The organism is Endozoicomonas elysicola (assembly GCF_000710775.1).
In the GTDB taxonomy this organism is placed as follows: domain Bacteria; phylum Pseudomonadota; class Gammaproteobacteria; order Pseudomonadales; family Endozoicomonadaceae; genus Endozoicomonas; species Endozoicomonas elysicola.
Map to the genome: position 1 here is coordinate 3,246,656 of NZ_JOJP01000001.1, position 19,845 is coordinate 3,266,500.

20 protein-coding genes are annotated in these 19,845 nt (G+C 45.3%); 5 read left to right on the plus strand and 15 right to left on the minus strand.

The genetic code is table 11. The annotated features are described in order from the left end of the window. Nucleotides 1–11 precede the first annotated feature (11 nt). Entirely contained in the window at nucleotides 12–536 is a 525-nt protein-coding gene (locus GV64_RS13940) for a hypothetical protein (protein ID WP_020583541.1), read from the plus strand. Nucleotides 537–630: 94 nt separating this feature from the next. Here GV64_RS13940 and GV64_RS13945 read toward each other — a convergent pair whose 3' ends face one another. The 5 genes from GV64_RS13945 to GV64_RS13965 form a co-directional block, all read right to left on the minus strand. Next, the gene (locus GV64_RS13945; protein ID WP_020583542.1) at nucleotides 631–1,035 is read right to left on the minus strand and encodes a hypothetical protein; all 405 of its coding nucleotides are present in this window, start codon (nucleotides 1,033–1,035) and stop codon (nucleotides 631–633) included. Between the two features lie 357 nt (nucleotides 1,036–1,392). Further along, nucleotides 1,393–1,650 carry a FeoC-like transcriptional regulator gene (locus GV64_RS13950; protein WP_020583543.1) on the minus strand — a complete coding sequence of 86 codons (258 nt, stop codon included), beginning with the start codon at nucleotides 1,648–1,650 and terminating at the stop codon, nucleotides 1,393–1,395. A gap of 84 nt (nucleotides 1,651–1,734) precedes the next feature. Next, the gene (feoB, locus tag GV64_RS13955) at nucleotides 1,735–4,068 is read right to left on the minus strand and encodes a Fe(2+) transporter permease subunit FeoB (protein WP_020583544.1); all 2,334 of its coding nucleotides are present in this window, start codon (nucleotides 4,066–4,068) and stop codon (nucleotides 1,735–1,737) included. Further along, a complete protein-coding gene (locus GV64_RS13960) occupies nucleotides 4,065–4,298 on the minus strand; it encodes a FeoA family protein (protein ID WP_020583545.1) in 234 nt (77 codons plus the stop codon). Before GV64_RS13960 ends, feoB begins: the two co-directional genes overlap by 4 nt. A 397-nt stretch (nucleotides 4,299–4,695) precedes the next feature. Further along, complete coding sequence (locus GV64_RS13965) at nucleotides 4,696–6,129, minus strand: glyceraldehyde-3-phosphate dehydrogenase (RefSeq protein ID WP_020583546.1); 1,434 nt, start codon at nucleotides 6,127–6,129, stop codon at nucleotides 4,696–4,698. Nucleotides 6,130–6,425: 296 nt separating this feature from the next. Between GV64_RS13965 and mfd the strand changes: the two genes are divergently transcribed. Both mfd and GV64_RS13975 read left to right on the plus strand, forming a co-directional pair. Beyond that, nucleotides 6,426–9,896 carry a transcription-repair coupling factor gene (gene mfd, locus GV64_RS13970; protein WP_020583547.1) on the plus strand — a complete coding sequence of 1,157 codons (3,471 nt, stop codon included), beginning with the start codon at nucleotides 6,426–6,428 and terminating at the stop codon, nucleotides 9,894–9,896. 147 nt (nucleotides 9,897–10,043) lie between these two features. After that, a complete protein-coding gene (locus GV64_RS13975) occupies nucleotides 10,044–10,868 on the plus strand; it encodes a CsiV family protein (protein WP_020583548.1) in 825 nt (274 codons plus the stop codon). A gap of 46 nt (nucleotides 10,869–10,914) precedes the next feature. Here GV64_RS13975 and GV64_RS13980 read toward each other — a convergent pair whose 3' ends face one another. The 8 genes from GV64_RS13980 to GV64_RS14015 form a co-directional block, all read right to left on the minus strand. Continuing rightward, nucleotides 10,915–11,355: an ATP-binding protein gene (locus tag GV64_RS13980; protein WP_020583549.1), complete on the minus strand. Its 441-nt coding sequence runs from the start codon at nucleotides 11,353–11,355 to the stop codon at nucleotides 10,915–10,917. Between the two features lie 2 nt (nucleotides 11,356–11,357). Next, nucleotides 11,358–11,693 carry an STAS domain-containing protein gene (locus tag GV64_RS13985; protein ID WP_020583550.1) on the minus strand — a complete coding sequence of 112 codons (336 nt, stop codon included), beginning with the start codon at nucleotides 11,691–11,693 and terminating at the stop codon, nucleotides 11,358–11,360. Between the two features lie 53 nt (nucleotides 11,694–11,746). Continuing rightward, complete coding sequence (locus GV64_RS13990; RefSeq protein WP_020583551.1) at nucleotides 11,747–12,916, minus strand: PP2C family protein-serine/threonine phosphatase; 1,170 nt, start codon at nucleotides 12,914–12,916, stop codon at nucleotides 11,747–11,749. 39 nt (nucleotides 12,917–12,955) lie between these two features. Beyond that, on the minus strand, nucleotides 12,956–13,990 hold the full coding sequence (locus tag GV64_RS13995) for a mechanosensitive ion channel family protein (protein ID WP_020583552.1): 1,035 nt from the start codon (nucleotides 13,988–13,990) through the stop codon (nucleotides 12,956–12,958). A 130-nt stretch (nucleotides 13,991–14,120) separates the two neighbouring features. Continuing rightward, nucleotides 14,121–15,245: a mechanosensitive ion channel family protein gene (locus GV64_RS14000; protein ID WP_020583553.1), complete on the minus strand. Its 1,125-nt coding sequence runs from the start codon at nucleotides 15,243–15,245 to the stop codon at nucleotides 14,121–14,123. A gap of 310 nt (nucleotides 15,246–15,555) precedes the next feature. After that, nucleotides 15,556–16,578: a beta-N-acetylhexosaminidase gene (gene nagZ, locus GV64_RS14005; RefSeq protein ID WP_020583554.1), complete on the minus strand. Its 1,023-nt coding sequence runs from the start codon at nucleotides 16,576–16,578 to the stop codon at nucleotides 15,556–15,558. A gap of 33 nt (nucleotides 16,579–16,611) precedes the next feature. Beyond that, entirely contained in the window at nucleotides 16,612–17,094 is a 483-nt protein-coding gene (locus tag GV64_RS14010) for a L,D-transpeptidase (protein ID WP_020583555.1), read from the minus strand. A 33-nt stretch (nucleotides 17,095–17,127) separates the two neighbouring features. Then, nucleotides 17,128–17,757 carry a TetR/AcrR family transcriptional regulator gene (locus tag GV64_RS14015; protein WP_020583556.1) on the minus strand — a complete coding sequence of 210 codons (630 nt, stop codon included), beginning with the start codon at nucleotides 17,755–17,757 and terminating at the stop codon, nucleotides 17,128–17,130. Between the two features lie 145 nt (nucleotides 17,758–17,902). Here GV64_RS14015 and lexA point away from each other — a divergent pair, with 145 nt between their 5' ends. Together lexA and GV64_RS14025 are read left to right on the plus strand one after the other, a co-directional pair. Beyond that, nucleotides 17,903–18,499 carry a transcriptional repressor LexA gene (gene lexA, locus GV64_RS14020; RefSeq protein WP_026258401.1) on the plus strand — a complete coding sequence of 199 codons (597 nt, stop codon included), beginning with the start codon at nucleotides 17,903–17,905 and terminating at the stop codon, nucleotides 18,497–18,499. A gap of 39 nt (nucleotides 18,500–18,538) precedes the next feature. After that, on the plus strand, nucleotides 18,539–18,976 hold the full coding sequence (locus GV64_RS14025; protein ID WP_020583557.1) for a hypothetical protein: 438 nt from the start codon (nucleotides 18,539–18,541) through the stop codon (nucleotides 18,974–18,976). A 6-nt stretch (nucleotides 18,977–18,982) separates the two neighbouring features. On the opposite strand, the gene GV64_RS14030 is transcribed toward GV64_RS14025, so the two are convergent. Both GV64_RS14030 and GV64_RS14035 read right to left on the minus strand, forming a co-directional pair. Further along, entirely contained in the window at nucleotides 18,983–19,225 is a 243-nt protein-coding gene (locus GV64_RS14030) for a hypothetical protein (protein ID WP_020583558.1), read from the minus strand. Nucleotides 19,226–19,358: 133 nt separating this feature from the next. Further along, on the minus strand, nucleotides 19,359–19,835 hold the full coding sequence (locus tag GV64_RS14035) for a DUF6586 family protein (protein ID WP_020583559.1): 477 nt from the start codon (nucleotides 19,833–19,835) through the stop codon (nucleotides 19,359–19,361). Nucleotides 19,836–19,845 lie beyond the last annotated feature (10 nt).

The window sequence follows — 19,845 nt, forward strand, 5'->3', positions numbered from 1 at the left end:
AGTCTAATCCATTGAATTCACTAATAATTACAATAACTCTTATGATTTCAGCCGGCCTGATCGCCGGCTCTATTATTTTCTGGTCTCTCAAACTCGGGATTGGCCCCACCCCCACGTCCAGCAAGGTCAGATCCAGTATACGAAGAATTATTCCTGATGACGTGTCTGGTGAGATTATCGAGCTAGGCTGCGGCTGGGGACATCTCATTCCAATATTAAGAGAAAAATACCCTTCAAAAAAAATTCACGCTTGGGAGCGCTCACCAATACCAGCCATATTTACACAGGGAGTTTATAGGATTGAAGTGAAGAGAGATGATTTCTTTAAAGCCAACTTTGAAAAAGCAGGATTTATTATTTGTTACCTTTTTCCAGGGGCGATGGAGAGAGTCGAAAAAGAAATAATTCCTCAATTACCGCCAGGTTGCTGGATACTCACTCATACATTCAGCTTATCGAAAAGAGTCCCGGTAAAGACCTTAAAGGCTAACGACCTTTACCAGACACAAGTCTACCTTTATCAAACTCCCTTGTAATATCGATCACAAAAGATACGAAAAATCCTTGATGACTTCTAAACCTCTATGAAGAAAATAGTTAGTGTAAGCTGAACCTATCTGCTCCTAAAAATTAATCCGCTATAGTTGAGTTCTTCATTTCTGTACCCGCATCATCAGCACTTCCAACAAAGTATGTCAATAAAGCGCCAGATATTATGGCCCAACCTCGTGTGAAGACACCTTCTTCAGGGTTGCCAACGGGCCTGGCATCATACAATGCAGCAAATACCTCAGGATCATTATTTCTCAGATCCATAAGCTCTTTTCTGCTCAGAACCTTAACAAAGCCATTATCATCTGTCTCCTTAAAAAGAACAGAATTCATCTCTTGTGTTGCACCTAAAACTGGGCCAGCTTCTTCTCTTTTTTTAACGCTTAACCCAAATACACTTCCAGTATTCTTACCGGCAGGCTTTGAAACTTGATTCACCTGATTAAACTGATGAACCGAAGTCAATGTGTTTTGCGTATCCATAGTTCTTACCTCCCTTAACAACATACTTTCTGAGAAAGCAACAAAAAAACTTAGATTTATCTTGAATATCAACCTATTAACAACAACTTCGTCGATCAAGAACTGTTAATTAGTTAATAATAAGACCAACGTATGTTTTAAAAGTTCCAGATAGGATCATTCTCGCAGACAATATTGAACATCGTCAGAAGTTAACTCAGCCAAAATAAGTGCAATGAAATAGATTGGGAGGCGACCTCAATTAGCTATGAGATCTCCCCAAGAGAAATGAGTGGTTTCGCAAGAAATTGTAAGGAAAGTGAACGGTAGAATGTATCACCCCGTATTCAGCGGAAATGGGGTTAGTATTTTTTAAAATCAACCTGCAGCACACAGCGGAATAAGTTGTGACTTGCCTTGCCAGCGATATATTTCCAGCTCCGCTGGGTCACAGGAAACACATCCCTTTTTACAGGCTACAAAACAACCTGGCTGCTCACAACTTAATTGCCCTTTCCTTAGCCAGTGAGAGAGCATCCCTCTCATAGCTTCAGGGGTTGTGTTGAATTTCACACTAAGATCTGCCAGAGAACAGATTTTCTGCTGTTTCAAATAATCCCGAATTTTGATCAGCACAGTCAGCTCCAGTCATATCCAATTTAAGGCTCAGGCCAAAGGCTAGAGAACCTTCCTTTGGCCACACAATCTCCTTCCACTAAGTCACTGTGTACTTACGTCCATTCGACCCTGAAGTACCGTTGCCCCCATCCGTTTCATCATGCTAACCACGATAAACATCATAAGGGTTACAGAGACAACCCATACCAAAGTTTCACCCGGTTGTACGGACAGTAGTGACAATTGATAGTAAATCGTTGCAACTGCATATCCAAGAAAGAATGTCCAACCCGCAATGAATAGGGTCCAGCCTAAACTGGTTTCACGATAAATAGCCCCAAGCGCCGCTACACAAGGTGTATACAGAAGGATCATCAATAAGTAGGCAATGACAGCCGCGTTACTTGGGAACAGGCCAGCCATAACGGAAAACGTACTGACAGTGACGGCCTGCTCTTCAGCAACAGCATCCAGATCTGTAAGATCTCCAACCTGGACACCCAGAGGGTCAGTAAGCGCACCACCCAAGCCACTCAAGTTTGCAGGAATAGTAGCAACTGCCTCTTTTAAACCAGCCACCAGATCAAAAGAACCTTCAGTCTCAACATCCGAATTTTCAGAAGCAGCGATGGCACCGTACATAGAGTCCAGAGTACCCACTACAGCCTCTTTCGCCAGAATGCCGGTAAAGAGCCCAACTGCTGCTGGCCAGTTTTCCTCGGTCATACCCATGGGTGCAAATGCAGGCGTAATGGTTTGGCCGATCTTGCTGAGCATCGAGTCTTGAGTATTCTGATGCCCGAATGAACCATCAGTACCAATCGCATTCAAGGTGTTCAGTACGACAACAACCATAACGATCGCCTTACCGGCACGTAATATAAAAGACTTCAGGCGATCCCAGGTACGTAATATCACTTGAGTCACAGATGGCATGTGATAATTGGGCAACTCCATAATAAATGGCGAACTGTCACCGCTTAAAATGCTTTGCTTCAGTATCAGTCCGGTAAAAATAGCGGCCAGAATACCCACCAGATACAGAACAAATACAACATTCTGACCTGACTCTGGGAAAAAGGCGGCGGCAAACAGTGCATAAACCGGTAAGCGGGCACCACAGGACATGAAGGGCGCCATGGAAATAGTTAACAGTCGATCTTTCTCATTATCCAGCGTTCTTGCCGCCATAATGGCCGGCACATTACAACCAAACCCCACCAGCATGGGTACAAACGCTTTCCCCGGCAGCCCCAGAAAGCGCATCAGTCGATCGACGACAAAAGCTGCACGGGCCATGTAACCCGAGTCTTCCAAAATAGAAAGAAACAGGAACAGAAAGGCAATGACTGGAATAAACGTAGAAACCGTCTGAATACCGCCACCAACACCATCTGCTAATAACGTAACAACCCAGGCAGGCGCACCAATGGAACTCAACCAATGCCCAACACCATCTACCAGTAGCGTACCTGTAAAGATATCGAAAAAGTCGATAAAGGCACTACCAAAGTTGATCGTGAACATAAACATCAGGTACATGACCCCCAAAAAAATGGGGAAGCCAAGAACCCGGTTCAATACCACACGGTCAATGGATTCAGTAAGGTGATGACTCGCCACACCTCGCTCACGAATGACAGATTCCATCACATGACCAACCACATCATACCGGCGACTGGCCAGTATAATATCCAGATCTTCTTCCAGCGCAGCTTCAATTATATGCCGCTGCTGTGTGGCTATATTAACCACCTGCCAGGTCAGTTCCGGCAGAGGAACGTTGTCACCTTCCAGCAATTTAAGGGCATACCAGCGCTGAGACAGGGGGTTATCCAGAGCAGTTGACTCCTTAAGGGCCGACTCAATAGTGGTAACCGCCTGTTCCAGCTGATCACCCAGATTCAATGCAGGAGCAATGGAAACCCCCTCATTCAAAAAGACATTAACATCTCTCAAAAAGCCCTTGATGCTTCCTGATTTACTGGCCACCAGAGGCAATACCGGACAACCCAGTTCTTCAGAAAGCTTGTCAACATCAATATCCATGCCCTTTTCTCTGGCAACGTCCATCATATTGAGTATGACGATAACCGGAGCCCCCATATCCAGTAGCTGAGTCGTCAGATAAAGGTTTCTTTCAATATTGGAGGCATCAAGAATATTGATTATCAGGTCGGCTTCACGCTTAAGGATATAGTCACGGGCAACCTTTTCATCCAGAGAGACATCACTATCAACAACATCAAGGCAGTAAGTACCCGGAAGATCGACAACTTCTACGGAGTTATCATCAAAGGTATAAAACCCACTACGCTTCTCAACGGTTACACCAGGCCAGTTACCAACACGCTGGCGAGCGCCGGTTAATGCATTGAATAGAGTGGTCTTCCCGCAGTTTGGGTTTCCTACGATTGCAACAATATGTTTTTTCATACTCTGGAAACCTCAACGACAGCAGCTTCATCCCGTCGAATAGTTAATTGAAAACCTCGAACCTCCAATTGAATTGGATCCCCCAGGGGAGCAACACGACAAACCGTGAACCGGGTTCCGGGGGTCAACCCCATAGCCAACAGTTTTCGCCGATAGGAACTGCCTGCATCCAGAAAAGCCGCTACCCGGCCGCACTCACCGGTTTTCAGCTCACCCAATGTCACCTTCATCTACTGCTCTCCACTGGCATCAGGGGTCGATCTCAGAAGCCATTTTACCTGCTCTTCAGGTATTCACTCCCATACAGCGACCAAAACAATTTGGATCTACATCTTGTGCCAGGAATAAAGCCTATTATTTTTAGGGTCTTTAGTATGAAATTGTTGGAGCCTGGCAAATTTTCAACTCATCTGAATATATACGCAAATGAGAATGGTTACAATTTAGAGGACCACTAACTATCCATGCCATTGATCAGTGTCAATTTGCGTCAATAGTACGTATATAGATGTAAGTTGAGATCAGGTTGGATCAACTCAAAAGTTAAGCAGTGTAGACCGGCTGATTAGAAGGACAACTAATCAGCCAGTTTTTTCAAGAAAAGGAATTGCTAAAGGACTGGTAATTTTATGGGACAGATGGGTACATCGCACCCGACATAAACTGCAGAATCCGGTTTACCTGACAACTGTAACCAAACTCATTGTCATACCAGACATAGAGAACGCAGCGCTGGCCATCAACAATCGTAGCCTGACCATCCACAACACCTGCCCGACGGCTACCAACAAAATCACTGGAGACCGCTTCAACCGAAGTCACGTAATCCACCTGTTTCTGAAGGCTGGAATACAGTGAAGTCTCCCGAATATAGTTATTGAGATCTTCAACCGTTGTAGCCTTTGCCAGAGAAAGATTAAGAATTGCCAGAGAAACATTTGGCGTCGGTACCCGAATAGCATTCCCTGTCAGCTTGCCCTCAAGTTCAGGTAGCGCCTTGGCAACCGCTTTGGCAGCCCCCGTTTCGGTAATCACCATATTCAGGGCTGCGCTGCGTCCACGACGCTCACCTTTGTGGTAATTATCAATCAGGTTCTGGTCGTTGGTATAAGAGTGGACAGTCTCAACATGACCATGCTCAACACCAAACTCATCATGAATTGCCTTAAGAACCGGGGTGATTGCGTTGGTAGTACAGGAGGCGGCCGATAGAATCTGATCATCCTGCTGAATATCTTTATGGTTAACGCCATAAACAATATTCTTGATATCCCCTTTCCCAGGTGCTGTTAACAAGACTCTGGATACGCCATTTGATTGCAAATGAAGCCCCAAACCCTCTTTATCACGCCACTTACCGGTATTGTCGACAATGACAGCATTTTGAATACCATACTGCGTGTAATCGATAGAATCCGGGGAGTTCGAGTAAATAACCTGTATAGCGACGCCATTGGCGTAAATAACTTTATTCTCTTCATCTACAGAGATTGTGCCCTGAAATGAGCCATGGACAGAGTCACGACGAAGCAGGCTGGCACGTTTTTGAAGGTCATTTTCTGCACCACCGGGTCTAACGACAACGGCCCTGAGGTTTAGACCGGAGCCACCGCCCGCACGCTCAATCAGGATTCTGGCCATCAGACGACCAATGCGCCCAAAGCCGTAAAGCACAACATCCTGACCAGCACCGAGTTTCTGCTTGTGACCGTTGGTCACCGATGCCACTTTCTGAGTAACGTACTCTTTAAGTGACTGGCCTTCACCTTCGCTTCGGTAACCAACAGCCAGCTTACCAATATCAATACGAGATGGTCCCAGGTCCAGGCCGCTTAGAATGTCCAGAACCGGGTAAGTCTCGCGAACAGACAGACCATTATCTTCAATCTGCCTGACAAATTTATGCGCTTTAAGGAGGTTAATAACTGAGCGGTTAATGACGGGACGCCCAAAAACGGACGTGACAACATTGTGATTTCGATATAACTGGCCAATCAGGGGGATCATTGACTCAGCCAGCGCTTCACGCTCTTTCCAGTCCTGAAAACGGTCTGCTACCACGATAAATTCCCGTTTATTATGTCTATTTTAAATCGAGCCCCTTCACTGGGACTAATGTTTCGGGGCTATTATCCTTCCTGAACGGCTTCAGTGCAACAAAGAATACCAAACTTTAACACCCTGGATTATCAGGATTATTTCTTCTGTCACAACGCATTTATCGGTGGGAATGCTGGGACAAAGGGGCTACAAACGCTACAATTCTCCTCCTGTAGCCATCTTGGCATCAAAAACAATCCATACTGCAAGGTTATCTCATTGTCTTTGGGGTACTCAGGAGGACGTTCAGAATATTCATGTTTCAACTCACCATCCCTCTGCCTAACCACCCCGGCGATAAACTGGAGTGGGGAAATCTCTCACAAGCAGGACCTGCATTTGTTATTGCCAGCGCAGCACAGGCTGACAATCACCCTCTGATGATCATTACCCCAGACAGTGCCTCAGCAAACCGTCTCGAAGAAGAGCTTGCGTTTTTTCTGGCGGGTAATGAATCAGTCAAGCTCCAGCAAATGCCTGACTGGGAAATCCTCCCTTATGATACGTTTTCCCCTCATCAGGATATTATTTCCCAAAGACTGTCCACGCTTTACCAGCTACCCACATCGGGTAGTTCATCGATAAAAACGATTCTGATAGTCTCGATCAGTACTTTACTGAACCGACTCTGCCCAAAGAGCTTCCTGTTAGGCAGTTGCCTTTCGTTACAACCTGGAACCCGGTTTATCATTGATGATCGCCGCAACCAGTTTGAACAGGCTGGTTATCGCTGTGTTGACTCAGTAATGGAACATGGTGAATTTGCCATACGGGGTTCTATTGTTGACATATTTCCTATGGGGGCTGATATCCCCTACCGAATTGACCTGTTTGATGATGAAATTGAGTCGTTAAGAACGTTTGATCCGGAAACGCAACGTTCAGTCACGAAGGTTCCAGAAATACAGCTATTACCAGGCCATGAATTCCCAATGGACAAACAGGGACAGGAGCGCTTCCGTAGCAACTTCAGGGAAACCTTCGATGTAAACCATCGTGATTGCCCTCTCTACCAGGACATTGGAGAAGGGATTGTCAGCCCGGGGATTGAGTATTACCTCCCCCTCTTTTTTAAAGAAACCGCAACCCTTTTTGACTACCTACCTGAAAATACCCGTGTGCTTGTCTATGACACGGTGAATGCGGCATTGGACCATTACTATGCTGATGTAAAAGCACGCTATGAAAACCGGAGGGTCGACCCGCTCAGACCCATCCTACCACCATCGCAGGTGTTAATGCCCCCTGAGGAGCTATACAGCAGACTCAATGATTTCCCAAGAGTGACACTGTTTGACCAGCCGGTTCCAACCAAGGCTGGACGATTTAACCTCAGTAGAGCAGACCTGCCGGAACTTACCATCAATGCCCGACTTGAACAGCCGTTGAGCCACCTCAGGTCATTTATTGATGATGTCAGCAATGTCTTGCTGGTAGCAGAGAGCCCTGGCCGGCGGGAAGTCCTTCTGGAACTATTGGCTCAAAATGATATTTTTCCGGAACTGTGTGACAACTGGTCAACCTTTGTAACCGATAAGATAACTGAAAAGCCAACGCTGGCCATCAGCATCGGGTTATTGGAGAACGGCCTTTACCTTCCCGACAATCATCTTGTGATCATTCCCGAAGCACTCCTGCTAGGTCAACGGGTACAACAGACCCGTCGCCGCAAGAGCGGCGAGGAGCAAAGTGCTGATCAGGTTATCCGTAATCTGACGGAGCTGAGAATGGGGGCGCCTGTGGTTCATATTGACCATGGCGTGGGGCGTTACCGTGGATTGGAAACACTGGCAGTAGATGGCCAGACCACAGAATTTCTTTCGCTGGAGTATGCCAACGAAGCCAAACTCTATGTTCCGGTTGCTTCGCTCCATCTAATTTCCCGCTACACCGGTGCTGATGACGACCTTGCCCCGCTACATCGTCTGGGCAGTGAACAATGGAGTAAAGTTCGTCGCAAAGCCGCAGAGAAGGCTCGAGATGTTGCGGTGGAACTGCTCGACATTTATGCCCGCCGTGAAGCAAGAAAAGGATTTCCTTTCGAAAAACCGGAGCAAAATTATCTGGCGTTTGCTGCGGCGTTTCCCTTTGAAGAAACGCCTGACCAACAGCAAACAATTGCCTCTGTTATTCGCGATATGTGTGCACCTAAACCAATGGATCGACTGGTTTGTGGCGATGTTGGCTTTGGTAAAACAGAAGTCGCAATGCGAGCAGCCTTCCTCGCCGTTCAAAGCGGGAAACAGGTGGCTATTCTGGTACCTACGACACTGCTGGCACAGCAACACTATGAGAGTTTTCGAGACCGGTTTGCTGACTGGCCCGTTGAAATTGAAGTCATCTCCCGCTTTAAATCTCAAAAAGCTATTGATCACATTAAAGAGCGCCTGCCTGAAGGCAAGCTGGATATCATCATTGGTACCCACAAAATTCTTCAAGGTGATCTCAACTTCAAAGACCTTGGACTGCTGATTATTGATGAAGAACATCGTTTTGGCGTCCGCCATAAGGAAAAGTTGAAATCCCTCAGATCAGAAGTCGACATACTCACGCTAACAGCAACACCAATCCCAAGAACACTCAATATGGCCATGTCTGGAATTCGGGATCTTTCCATCATCGCTACACCACCGGCAAGGCGCCTTTCCGTTAAAACATTTGTTCGCCAATATGACCAGCCCTTGGTTAAAGAGGCCATTCTCAGGGAGCTCCTCCGTGGAGGACAGGTTTATTATCTGCATAATCAGGTTGAAACCATTGAAAAAACAGCCAGCGACCTTCAGGAATTGATTCCAGAAGCACGGGTGATTACCGGGCATGGCCAAATGCGTGAGCGACAACTTGAACAGGTGATGTCTGACTTTTATCACAAACGTTATAATGTTCTGGTCTGCACCACTATTATTGAAACTGGCATCGACATTCCCAATGCCAACACTATCATCATTAATCGCGCTGATAAGTTTGGCTTGGCACAATTACACCAGCTTCGTGGCAGAGTTGGCCGCTCTCATCATCAGGCCTACGCCTACCTCCTGACACCTTCTCCAAAGGCAATGACGGCTGATGCGGTAAAAAGGCTTGAAGCAATTACTGATGCTCAGACACTTGGGGCTGGATTCATGCTCGCATCCAATGATCTGGAAATACGAGGTGCAGGTGAGCTACTCGGTGAGGGACAAAGCGGGCAAATTCAAAGTGTTGGTTTTACGCTTTACACCGAAATGCTTGAACGGGCGGTTTCATCCATTCGCAATGGCGAAACCCCGAACCCGGATCAACCCTTAAACCATGGAACGGAAGTCAACCTGCGACTCCCCGCTTTGTTGCCTGAAGATTATATTCATGACGCTCACAATCGTTTGATTCTATACAAGAGAATTGCGGCTGCTACCAATGAAGAAGGTTTGAAAAACCTGCAGGTTGAACTGATCGATAGATTTGGCCTATTGCCCGATCCAGCCAAACACCTCTTTCGCCAGATGAAGTTAAAACTTCACGCTCAAGAGCTGGGTATCAAAAAGCTTGATGCTGGTAGTAAACAGGCCCGCATTGAGTTTGAGGAACAACCCAGCGTTGATCCTATGGTCATTATTAACCTGATTCAATCAAGTCCCCAACAGTTCAGGCTGGAAGGAAGCAGCATCTTAAAGTACATTGACACAATGGAAACTCCGGAACAGAGGTTTACTGCGACAGAAGCGCTATTGAGTAGACTGGCTCGTTAGATACCTTCCTAACATCAATGCAAGCTGGTGAATTTTCAGACAGCATTTCGTTACAATGCTGTTTGGAAACGGCTGAACTCAATTTGAGTCCACTGCTTGAATGTATATGGCCTCTGCTTTTGGATTGGAATACCCTAGGAATCCCGTATGAAAAAAGTTCAGCTTATCGCACTGTCGATAGCGCTATTTTTTAATTTTTCGCTTTCTGCTTCAGAAAATGAGAGCAATCCAAGGCCAAAGGATCAATGGTACCAGATTGATCTTGTGGTATTTCATTACGCCAAGAATGACAGTGGTGAAGCATGGCCTCCCGTTACAGAGTATAGAACGCCTGCAAATGCCATCAGACTACGAACGCTAGCTGGAGAGCATAGTGAAAACAGCCCTCTATTTGAAATACCGGAATCTGGCAACCCACATTTGAGTTATCATGACATTGTACGTGATGCCTACATCTCTTTACCTGTGAGCGAAATGATACTGAATAAACAGGTTGCCACTCTGGAGAAAAACCGAGGCTATCAGGTTCTTGCTCAGAAAGCCTGGCGAATGCCTTTAAATCCCGGAACACCAAAACACCCAGTTGAAATTCGGGCTGCTATCAGCGGGCAGGATAGCCTATTACTTGATGGTACAGTCACTGTCAGTGAAGAGCGGTTTCTTCATGTAGATATTGATTTATGGCTGAATAAGCTAAGCCCAGAATCACTGTACTCGACACTATCAGGCAAGACGTACAATCATGGGCCGAGTTCATCTGATGTTCTTACCTCCAATAGAGGCTCAGATAATTTAATCAGACTTCATGATGGCTCCCCCCCTCTTCGAATAACTGAAAACTTTCAGGTAAAACAGAGGAGAAGGATAAAAAACACTAATGAGATTCAATACTTTGACAGCCCGGAAATCGGAGTAATCTTAAAACTGACTCCGTATCAGCGCCCAAATGCACTGGTTGAGACCGGCGTCTGACTTTCAGAAGAAAGTAGCTAAAGGCGGGGTTGAATGAGTAAGCAGATTAACTCCTGATCTGCTTACTCATTATGAAGCTGTTTTTATCATCAACACTTTGATACTCAACTTTATCCATCAGGCTCTGAACGATTGGCAAACCTCTACCACTGCATAGCCATGCAGCGGGGTCATCCGCATCAACAGGGAAATTTTTGTCTCCCAGCTTTCCCTCATCCATTGGCTTACCCCAGTCACTGATTGTGAGCGTTAAGTAGGATTTCAGAAGGTTAACACTCACCTCAACCTTATGCCCTTTTTCACTACCATAGGCATGTTCAATTGCATTATTAACAATCTCAACAACACACAACTCCACACGGTTTACTTCGACCGGTGACAGAGTTGTCATAGCGCAAAGACCGCGAACAGCCATAGCAACCAGGGTTGTATTAGCCAGCTCACTGTCAATTTCCAGCCTGACCGTCTGGCCTTTTTCATCCATCATGATTACTTCTCCTCAATGGCCTCTGTCACTGTAGGGAGAATGGTAAACAACTTATCCATAGAGGTAAGATTGAAAAGATCCAATACCGCGGGCTGTGCAGCCGCCAGTTTCAGAGTGCCTTCGCCACCCATCTTTTTCAGGGTTGCAACCAGCGCCCCCAAACCACTACTGTCCATAAAACGAACCAGAGATAAATCAATCACCATCATGTTGTTTGACCCGTTTTCAATCTGATCAAACAGATAAACTCTGAACGGCTCAGAAATAGATGCATCAAGCCGGGTTTCATCAATAGATACGATGGTATACCCAGCTTCGCTTTTTGATTCAAATGGCATGTCGCGCTCCTTGCGTCATTAATTTTTTAATAAACAGGTTGCCATATTTAATTCTATGGCTGCCACTCTAATACTAAATAATTTACATCATCTTCAAAAACATCGGCTTCCGTCCAGCTGTGTATACCCTGATCAACGAGACTGATTATGCCTTCAATTGAATTATCAAAAGTGTTTTCCAGCAAAGACTCCAGTCTCGCCTCCCCAAACATTTCACCTGTACTGTTTTCACATTCTGTTACCCCATCGGAATACAGAAAAAGTCTGTCCCCAGGTTGAAGCTGAATAGTTACATTCTCATAGGTCATACCAGGCATCATGCCTATAGGAACCCCACCACTGGAAATCTTCTCAACCGTTTTTGAATGGCTCTTAAGCCATAATGGAGATGGATGTCCTGCTTGCGAAACAGTCACCGAACCTGTGCGACTGTTAATTATCCCGTAAGCTATGGTGAAATAGAGCATCGCCTCAGGTTTGGCCTGGAACTGCTCATTGAGGCTAACCAGCACTTCATCAGGACTTTTAACACGATAAAAGGGCGGCTCGTTAAAAGACTCCTTAACTAAAGAGTTACTGCCATCCTCACGAAGAATATTATTAAGAGAAAAAGAGAATAACGCCGATGGAATTCCGTGACCGGCTACGTCCAGCTGATAAAAGCTAAGGGTTTCTCCATCAAGCGCCTGGTAGCCAAACATGTCCCCACCAAGAAAGCGGCTTGGCTTGAAATACCAATTAAAATCAACATGTTGAATTTTGGCAGGTTCAGAAAGAAGGCGAGCCTGAGTCTCTGCTGCAGACTCCAGATCTTTCTCAATCGTATCAATTTTGTTTTCAAGAGCAGCCTTCAATTCAATAATGCGAATGCCGGCATTTAAACGGGCACTAAGCTCATCAAAATCAATAGGCTTATTAATAAAGTCATCAGCACCACGGTTAATCCCTTCAACCATTGCCTGACGATCAGATTTGCCTGTTAACAGCATGAAGTAAACATAGTATCCAATATGGCTCTTTCTAATAGCTTCACAGAGCGCTATGCCATCCATATTGGGCATCATCCAGTCACTGATAACAATTCTGATATTAGGATGGCTTTCTATAATATTCAGTGCTTCATATCCATCTGATGCTTCAAAGACACGGTGCCCCTGCTTTTTCAAAACCACAGCAAGCATCATTCTCTGATCACGTGCGTCCTCAACGATCAATATATCCATCAGTATTCTTATCAGTCTGCATTATATTGAATATAGCTACTATGTTATCGGCCCATTCGACAAAATCCTTCGAGTCGGGTAGGCAAATGATGCACCAGCCTCAGTTACAGCCTTTGCTATTAATAGAAGAATAGACTCTTGAACTTTGAGAAAACCAACACGGTCTGTTCTCGTGATATGAGCCCGAACCTGACAAAGCAAAGCAGAATCGTCATAACGAATGAACACCGCGTAATGTGGCTCTTTATTATCAACCTCAGAAACCAGCTGAAGAAGTTCATCTATACGTCTGAGGATATTAGGTATTTTTTCAAAATCTTCATAACGAAGATAAAAATTTTCAACCATGCGTCGATTGCGCATACGAGTGGCATTTTCGACAACAATGCCTGTAAAAATTGAGTTAGGGACATAGATTGGTCTACGGTCAAAAGTCCGAATCTTTGTCAACCTCCACCCTACTTTTTCAACGTGTCCCTCAATCGCGCGATCTGGAGAACGAATCCAGTCACCTTCAGTAAATGGGCGATCCAACATTAGCATCAGCCCGCCAAAGAAGTTAGCCAACCAATCTTTGGCCGCTAGACCAAGAATAATTCCACCAATACCACCAAAAGCTAAAAGCGTCGAAAGCCTGTATCCAAAGACTTGAGCGAGGCTCAATAACGTAGTGATAACGATAAGCAATTGAATGGATCGCGCAATAACTGAATAGGATAGCCTCCCCGCCCAACGACCATCCGCAGTATTCAGCAGCCCTTCCATATTCAAACTGACTTCCCAGATAAACCAGGCTGGATAGACGACAAGAAGAATTTTCTGGATCAGTATTAGTGATTCATTAAACTCTGAGCTTTCAAGTCCTGGCCAGAAATGCGCTGAATACAAAATAAAAAACAACCAGGGAATCGTCAGCACGGGCCTGCGAAAGGTATTCGCCACAAGAGGCCTTATGCCTGCCTGTTGTTCAGCTCGCCACCTCATGATCAGCCACTTAAGCCCATAGAACGCAACGGCTGCGAGTAAAAAAGCGATTAAAAGGTGGTAGTAAAAAGTGATAAATCCAGTATTCATTCCAAAAACTCAACAGCCAGCTTCAACTTATATTTTAATAAATTGTAGCTGGACTGATTTTCAGAGCCTTTTTATAAACACCAGAAGTAGAGAATTAAACAAAAAAAAACAATATAATTGATTGAAATACCTAAACTTTAGCACCTTCCTGGATAGATGTTTTAATTCGATATTCAAAAGATTCCTGCTCTTTCTTAGTCTCTACAGGAACATCGAGGGTACGTGTCGGAAAGGCAATATCAGCGCCATTACGATGAATAATCTGAACAATTTCCAACAAAACTTTTTCCTGTATCAGAAGGTAAGTCGCCCAATCCGTCGTTTTAGTGAAACAATATATCTGACAATCAAGACTGGAAGCACCAAAACGAATAAAGTTGACCATAATAATCTTGTCCTGATCGATACCATCGTGCCTCTGCAGATAACTTCTAACCTCTTCAAGTATGGGTCCAACGTTTTCACTGTCACAGTAACGTAATCCAAAAACCTGTTTAATTCTGCGGTTCTGCATTCTGGACGGGTTTTCAACCGAAATATTCATGAACGTTGCGTTTGGAACGTAGAGAGGCCGCCGTGAGAATGTCAGAATTCGGGTTTGACGCCAACCAATATATTCAACCGTCCCCTCTATGTTTTTATCCGGAGAGCTAATCCAGTCTCCCACCCGAAATGGCTTATCAACATAGATCATCCAACCGCCAAAGAAGTTGGCCAGCATATCCTTAGCGGCAAAACCAACAGCAAGCCCGCCAACACCACCGAATGCCAGAATACCTGACAAACTGTATCCCAGCGCCTGCATTGCAACCAGAACACCTGTGATTATCACGGCAACCCGCATAAGCCGCCCCAAAGCAACGACCGATGTTTGATCCAGTTTCTTTTTATGCTCAACCTGTAGGTAACGATACTCTAATGCTTTGATAAATGAGATAAAAACCCAGCAGAAAAGGATGATAACCAGTAGATCCCGAAAACTGAGCAACTTTTCAAAAATAGTATTGCCTGTCCCTTCCCATATTTCTTCTGCTGACCAACTAAGTCCAGCAACCCAAATAAAAAGATAAACTGGCTTTTGGCCTGCAGAGAGCAGTGCGTCATCCCAGAAATTCTGAGTAGCTTCTGCTTTCGTCATCAACTTGCTAAACAACTTGCCAGTAAGAAATCGGATAACTGCAGTAAGAATGACAGCAATTACAGCCTGAAATAGCCATTCAGGAGTGTTACCTGCCATAAGTGAAGAAAAGTCCATTGTTACACCATAAATCGTAATGGAAAACCTTAAAGAAATGGGATGGAGCAGTGACAGAAGCCTAATGGGAAATGCTGAAAGTAATATAAAACGCTAAAAAAATTAAAGTTAATTTTATGCTATTGAGACGCAGCCAGTAATAACCATGAGCTTCCACATAACAAATGTCTTTAAGTACCCAACAAGTCAAATCATATTTCCTGAGACACTGAACAGCCGCTCTCGACAACTGCTCCTGCCATTGAGCCTTGCATAACAACTGTCCAATAAGCCAGAAATGTTCGATTTCATATGCTGGGTACTTAACACCTTAGCAATGATGTGCACTATTGATTAGTAACTGCTGAATATCCTGATAACGACTGGATGAAACAAGCTGTTCCCAGTCAGGATAACGACCAGGCATCAAATGAAATGGACCCGGACCTTTCAACTTAAGGGGTTCCAAACCATTCAACACATCCAGAACACCTTGCCGATCACAAACAATCAATAAATCACAGCCAGCCTCCAGAGCTGCTTGAGCACGTTCGGAATAGCCACCAAGAGCGGCCGCACCTTCCATGGAAAGACAATCACTCATGATCAGGCCATCATACCGAAGTCGACCTCTCAAAATAGTTTGCAACCACTTTGATGAAAAACCGACAGGCGCTTCATCAATAGCGGGAAAAAGTATGTGAGCAGGCATCACTGCCTCAACCCCCCCCCTGTCAATCATGGCTTTAAACGTTTGCAAATCTGTCTGTTCAATTAGTTCAAGCGAGCGTTGATCGACAGGTAAACTCAGATGAGAGTCATCATCAACATTGCCATGTCCCGGAAAGTGTTTAATGACCACAGACATTCCTGCATCATGAACACCATCAATCCATGCCGCAGCCAGCTTAACAACTTGTTCATGAGAATGACCAAAAGCCCTATTCCCCACGATATCGGTTCGACCGTGGTCAATATCTAGAACCGGGCCAAGACATAGATCAACACCACAAGCAAGAAGTTCCGACGCCATCAGCCACCCTGACTCAAGGGCAATTTCCTGTTGAAGGTATTGATCATACTGACTGTATGCCATTGCAGGTGGAAGCCGTGTAAACCCCTTAATAAAGCGCTGAACTCGTCCACCTTCCTGATCTACGCATATCAAGATGTCAGGACGTAACTTACGTATTTCACTGGTCAGGCTGATTAATTGCCCCCGACTTTGGTAGTTTCTCGAGAAAAGCACTACACCTGCGATACTTTCAAGAAGCAGTAACGATTCTTCTTCTGTCGTTAACTGTGTCCCCTCAAGATCAACCAGAAGAACACCTCTGTTTTGCCCTTCAGGCATCAGAGCCTCCTGCGAATACGTATAATAAGGGTATCAGGTAAGCTGTATATCGATTTTAACGCCTGCATCAATACGATCATACAAATCAAGAATATCTTTGCCATGCATACGAATACACCCCCGGGAGCCTGGTTCACCCATAACTGCAGTATCCGGAGACCCGTGAATATAGATATACCGCCGCATAGTATCGACATTTCCATGCCGGTTATACCCGGGCTCCAGACCACTGAGCCATAATATTCTGGTTAATATCCAGTCCTTTCTTCCAGGGTACTGTTTTCGGAGTTCAGGCGAATAAATCTCACCTGTAAAACGGCGACTGACAAACACTGAGTTAACAGGCAGCCCACCACCAATTTTGGCCCTGATAACATGAAGTCCAAGAGGGGTTTGCCAGCTACCCTCCTGCTGCCCGGTTCCTTTGCTCGCTGTAGAAATAGAATAAACACTGCGCTTGCCGTCCTTCTCGTGAAGCACCATCTCCTGGCTGGCAATATGAACAGTAAGATGCATCGGTTATAAACTCTCTTATCGCTAAATGATATGTCAGGTGTGTGCCCTAAGGCCTGCTGCCATGAAAGGAACCATCTTCCTCATGATCTCTTCCAGCTCATAGTCGACTCCGTAATCACTTTCAGCGATAGCTCGCAGCGCATTTGCCCCTGAAAGGGTAAAAACGGCTGACCCGAGTATAAAGTAAACTCTCCAGAACAAGTCACCCATTGGTAAATCCGGACATGCTTTTACCAACAACTGAAGATAGGCTTGGAATACTTCCCCGTAGACCTCTCGCAAATATTTTTTCAGATGACCCTGCCCCTGGGTGTATGCCAGCCCAATGAGTCGCATACAGACTGAAAGATCTTCTGGACTACGTGGCTTAACGGCCATGATCTGATCCACCAGCAAATGGAGAATTTCTTCCAGATCAATCGCATCGTTATTATCCTGATATTTGACCAGTGCCTGGGAAAGATTGCTGACAAAAGGATCAAGAAACCTGGAAAAGACTGCCTGAATGAGGGATTTTTTTGAACCGAAGTGATAATTAACAGCGGCCAGGTTAACACCAGCCTTACTGGTAATTGAACGCAGGGAGGTCTCTGCAAACCCATGCTCAGCAAATAACTTCTCTGCAGCGTCCAGAATCCTGTCTACTGTCGCTGACTGTGACATGCCTGAATAACCTCCATTGTAAACATTTGTTTAAAACTAACGTTTGCCAACTGAAACATCAAGTTAGATTAATAAGTTCTGATAGTTGCAGCCAACAAAATACTGTATATAATTACATGTACTGTATAAAAACACAGACCTAAACATGTATAAATTGACCAAGCGCCAGACTGAGATCCTAGAACTGATCAAGTCACATATAGAAGAAACCGGTTTTCCTCCAACTCGTGCAGAGATAGCACAGACATTCGGTTTCAAATCGCCCAACGCTGCGGAAGAGCATCTCAGAGCCCTTGCCCGCAAGGGAGCCATTGAAATCACCCCTGGAGCATCAAGAGGTATTCGTGTGCCTGGCACAGAACTCTCTGGCCTCCCTATTGTAGGACAGGTTGCAGCAGGAAGTCCCATTCTTGCCCAGGAACATATAGAAGACCACCTGTCAATCAATCCCGATTTTTTTTCACCAAAAGCAGACTTCATGCTGCGCGTCAAAGGCATGAGCATGAAAGATATCGGAATCCTTGATGGCGACCTACTGGCCGTCCATAAAACATCAACAGCATCCAATGGTCAGATTGTCGTAGCCAGAATTGAAGATGAAGTCACCGTTAAGCGTTTCGAACAAATCAAGAACAGGGTTTACCTTCACCCGGAAAATGAAGAGTTCCAAACGATTGAAGTAGATCTCAGCGTTGATGCCTTTGCCATCGAAGGGCTGAGCGTGGGGGTTATCAGGAACTAGAGCTTTGTCCCTAACGATCCCTGTTGTAGAGGACCTGACATGCAAGCATTAACATCATCATTCAACCAGAGCGGAAGCTGCGCCTTCCTTGACAATGAGCCTGCAAGCTTTATTGATGAGCTGATTCTCTCAGGGCCACCATGGCAGTCAGGACGTTTTTTAAAGTCAGTTCTGAATGAACTGGCCAATGATCAGGATCAGCGCTGGCTTACTTTGATATTGTCCAGTGAACAGGCCAGAAGCACAATAAACTGGCTGAAAGCTTCCGGCATCAGCCGACATCGTCTACAGGTTCTCAACCCTTCTGCACAATCAGATCCGTTAAAACTCACACGCAAGGCTCTGGCCTCAGGAACCAGTCATACTGTAGTCAGTTGGATTAACCAAATGGATAGCACAACACTCTCCGAGCTGGAGTCCGCTGCCCGCTCAGGTCGCTGCCAGGGTTTAGCTATCCGAAACAGGGGACAGGGTTAAGGCAGATTAATGAAGAATACGGTTTTCAGGGATGTGTTCTTCAGCTTCAGCTTCTGTTTTTCGTCCTACTTCAGCAATACAGGCATCCAGCATTGCTCTGGCAACCTCTACCTGATCACCCTGAAGAAAATCAAGGAGTTCCTGAGAAAATGACATAGTCACTAGTGGCTCAGCGCTCTCTTCATCGCTGCGACGCAACACGATTTCACCTGAAGGTAACTCAACAATTTCAAGAAACGACGCTGACATAGTTAGTGACACCAGAATTATGTGATTAGCAAAAAAGCATTGTGCATGAGCCTTTAGTGGCTTTCAAGACACTGAGCAGGATCTGCATTTGAATATCAACTGGCAACAATAAAACCAGCATCTTTACCGCAATTCACCACTCAAGACTGAAGTTACGGCTATAGGTGACCAGCTCTTTCAGGAATCCAAGTACAGAAAGAAAACCCTCTGGCTGATCAAGCCGGACACTATTGGCATTGAAGAGCGGAATTTCATTACAATTGATACTCTTACGCTGGATAGGCATCGAGCACTCCTGATGATTCTTCAATAAAGCCGATAACCAGGAATCATGCTGTTCAAGCTTCTCAATGTACTGTAATTCAGAAGAAACCTCTCCTTTATGGTGAACACTATTTATCGCTTCATCCAGGGTAGGTAGCTGGTTTACCGGTAAACGGTAACTAGTCATGATTTCAGCAAGCAGTGACTGATAAGCCTGAACCATAGCATTCAGACACGCTTCACGAAACGCAGGTTTGGCAAGCTCATCAGCATCCTCCCAGGCTTCCATCAACAAACGGGAGTGAAAGAGCATTTTATTGGTATATCCCTGCCAGTTGTTTGTCATAACCAACTCC

Bases quoted from the DNA above. Each gene is read 5' to 3' on its own strand.
- GV64_RS13945 (WP_020583542.1), bottom strand. From the start codon at position 1,035: ATGGATACGCAAAACACATTGACTTCGGTTCATCAGTTTAATCAGGTG.
- feoB (WP_020583544.1), bottom strand. From the start codon at position 4,068: ATGAAAAAACATATTGTTGCAATCGTAGGAAACCCAAACTGCGGGAAG.
- GV64_RS13960 (WP_020583545.1), bottom strand. From the start codon at position 4,298: ATGAAGGTGACATTGGGTGAGCTGAAAACCGGTGAGTGCGGCCGGGTA.
- mfd (WP_020583547.1), top strand. From the start codon at position 6,426: ATGTTTCAACTCACCATCCCTCTGCCTAACCACCCCGGCGATAAACTG.
- GV64_RS13975 (WP_020583548.1), top strand. From the start codon at position 10,044: ATGAAAAAAGTTCAGCTTATCGCACTGTCGATAGCGCTATTTTTTAAT.
- GV64_RS13980 (WP_020583549.1), bottom strand. From the start codon at position 11,355: ATGATGGATGAAAAAGGCCAGACGGTCAGGCTGGAAATTGACAGTGAG.
- GV64_RS13985 (WP_020583550.1), bottom strand. From the start codon at position 11,693: ATGCCATTTGAATCAAAAAGCGAAGCTGGGTATACCATCGTATCTATT.
- GV64_RS13990 (WP_020583551.1), bottom strand. From the start codon at position 12,916: ATGGATATATTGATCGTTGAGGACGCACGTGATCAGAGAATGATGCTT.
- GV64_RS13995 (WP_020583552.1), bottom strand. From the start codon at position 13,990: ATGAATACTGGATTTATCACTTTTTACTACCACCTTTTAATCGCTTTT.
- GV64_RS14000 (WP_020583553.1), bottom strand. From the start codon at position 15,245: ATGGACTTTTCTTCACTTATGGCAGGTAACACTCCTGAATGGCTATTT.
- nagZ (WP_020583554.1), bottom strand. From the start codon at position 16,578: ATGCCTGAAGGGCAAAACAGAGGTGTTCTTCTGGTTGATCTTGAGGGG.
- GV64_RS14010 (WP_020583555.1), bottom strand. From the start codon at position 17,094: ATGCATCTTACTGTTCATATTGCCAGCCAGGAGATGGTGCTTCACGAG.
- GV64_RS14015 (WP_020583556.1), bottom strand. From the start codon at position 17,757: ATGTCACAGTCAGCGACAGTAGACAGGATTCTGGACGCTGCAGAGAAG.
- lexA (WP_026258401.1), top strand. From the start codon at position 17,903: ATGTATAAATTGACCAAGCGCCAGACTGAGATCCTAGAACTGATCAAG.
- GV64_RS14025 (WP_020583557.1), top strand. From the start codon at position 18,539: ATGCAAGCATTAACATCATCATTCAACCAGAGCGGAAGCTGCGCCTTC.
- GV64_RS14030 (WP_020583558.1), bottom strand. From the start codon at position 19,225: ATGTCAGCGTCGTTTCTTGAAATTGTTGAGTTACCTTCAGGTGAAATC.
- GV64_RS14035 (WP_020583559.1), bottom strand. From the start codon at position 19,835: ATGACAAACAACTGGCAGGGATATACCAATAAAATGCTCTTTCACTCC.